Annotated in this window: 1 protein-coding gene and 1 pseudogene; one reads left to right on the top strand and one right to left on the bottom strand. The window is 68.5% G+C overall.

Annotation, left to right across the window (positions count from 1 at the left end; all coding sequences use genetic code 11):
* Nucleotides 1-626 precede the first annotated feature (626 nt).
* Nucleotides 627-1,037 (bottom strand): hypothetical protein, encoded by a 411-nt coding sequence (locus ACWD5O_RS37075; RefSeq protein ID WP_450088165.1) that lies wholly within the window; start codon nt 1,035-1,037, stop codon nt 627-629.
* A 152-nt stretch (nt 1,038-1,189) separates the two neighbouring features.
* On the opposite strand from ACWD5O_RS37075, the pseudogene ACWD5O_RS37070 reads away from it, so the two are divergent.
* A pseudogene (locus tag ACWD5O_RS37070) lies at nt 1,190-1,745 on the top strand (helix-turn-helix domain-containing protein); the annotation flags it as partial.
* Nucleotides 1,746-1,896 lie beyond the last annotated feature (151 nt).

Below are 1,896 nucleotides of genomic sequence, written 5' to 3'. Positions count from 1 at the left end.
ACACAACCGTCCATGATCGACGGTGGCTGCCCTCGTTCCCACACCGCACCGAGCCACAGCTCAGCCAAGGTCAACAACCCCGGCTGGAGTACTAGGCCGCCGGAGATCTTGAGCCAACCGCCGCCTGCGCATCCGCTGGGAGATCCGCGACGACATCCACGAAGCCTTCCTCACCCTCGCCTGCGCCATCATCTGCTGGCGCCGACTCCACCGCTCAAAGAGTTAGGACCTCTAAGGCTCAAGGGGACTCCTTTGGTTCAGGAATTGGACGTGGTGGTGATGGCGTAGGCCGCCGGAACACGGGCGGCAGCCGCCTCCTGCTCTTCTAGACGTAAGGCCACGGCCGGAGTCCCGGTGGACGTCCACCGGACTCCGGCCGGACGCGTTCGTTGCGGAGGTCGACACGCCTCGACCCTGGTTCTGAGCGTCTGTCACTGTCGCGATGAACCCGCCGCTCGCATTGGATCGCCGCAGTTGTCTTCTTCGCCATGCTTTCGCATCCGTGCCCACCGTTTGGGTTGTTGAGACCGCCTGCGGGACCGCAAGAAACTCAGAAGCGATCATGCTCCCACGGGCCGGAGAGGGCGGCGTGTCGGCGGTCGCCCAAGCCCCCGGGCAGCGCAGCCTCAAGCCGAATTTCCAGCTGTCAGGCGGTTCAGGATGGTACGGGCCAGCGCGGCGAGCCGGGTTTGCAGGTCGTCGTCGGCCCGCCCGCCGAGGTCGTCTTCGAGATGCGCGGCCAGGGCGGCGACCGTCGGGAGCAGGTCATCCAGCGGGCTGCCCTCGTGTCCCACCACGTAGAGACGGTGGGTTCCCACCTCGGCGGGGATGCTGCGGTCGAGGATCCGCTCGCAGGTGTAGGCCGCGATCAGCGCTACCGCCGTCGGTAGCTCCGGCTCCGAGAGTCCGAGTTCGACAGTGACCGCCGTCAGGCGCCGATTCGCGTCATGCGCCGGCAATGTCCGAGCTGACTCTGCCGCGAGCGCCACCACGGCGTCGCCGTCGACGCCGGCCACCAGCAGGTCGCAGGCCAGCATCACCGCGTGGTGCGGGTCGGCGTCGTAGAGCAGCGCCCTGGCCTGTTCGGCCCGGAGCCGGCGAAGAAGTTCGTCATCCAGGCGCCGAGGCTAAGGGACGCCACGTAACCCCGGGCGTCTGTCTGGTCAGAATGGTCGAGCAGGATGCCTGGGTGCAGGTGATCACCGCGGCCAGGTCTGCGTGGATCTTCCCGTTCACGGGGCTGCAGCCCGCCCAGTTCCGGAAGCTGGTCCAGGTTGGTCGCCGAGCGTGGCGGCGACGGCATCGCCGACGGCCGGCCGGGCCGGCAGTTGGCCCTTGACCTCGCCGGCAGGGTGTTGCTGGTGGCCACCTACTGGCGCACGAACCTGACGATGCGCCAGATCGGCCCGCTGTTCGGGGTGTCGCACTCCGCGGCCCACCGGGTCATCGACACCCTCGCACCGCTGCTGGCCCTGGCGCCGGTGCGGAAGCGACCGGTCGAGCAAATCGCGATCGTCGGCGGCACGCTGATCCCCACCCGCGACCGCCGCCTGGCCGCCCGCAGGAAGAACTACCGGTACTCGACAAACCTGCAGGTCGCCATCGACGCCAGTACCCGCCTGGTCATCGCCGTCGGTGACCCGCAGCCTGGCAACCGCAACGACACAATCGTCTATCGCGCCTCGGGCACCGACCAGAAGCTAAACGGGCGGCCGGTGATGGCCGACGGCGGCTACCGGGGCAGCTGGTGGTCACCGACGATCTGCTGGCGCCGCTATTCGCGCACATAGACCCCGACCATGCCAGGCACGTGGCGACGTGGCTGGCCGAGGTGTTCGGCGGCCCGGCGACGTACAGCGCCGAGCGCGGCGGCTATCCGACCATGCTGAACCACCA

It is taken from the genome of Micromonospora sp. NPDC005161, assembly GCF_053599855.1.
Note: the sequence above shows the minus strand (reverse complement) of the source record. Positions and strands in the feature narration are given on the sequence as shown.

What these genes read in the sequence shown, in the direction of transcription:
- ACWD5O_RS37075 (WP_450088165.1), bottom strand. Translation starts at nt 1,037, where the DNA reads ATGCTGGCCTGCGACCTGCTGGTGGCCGGCGTCGACGGCGACGCCGTG.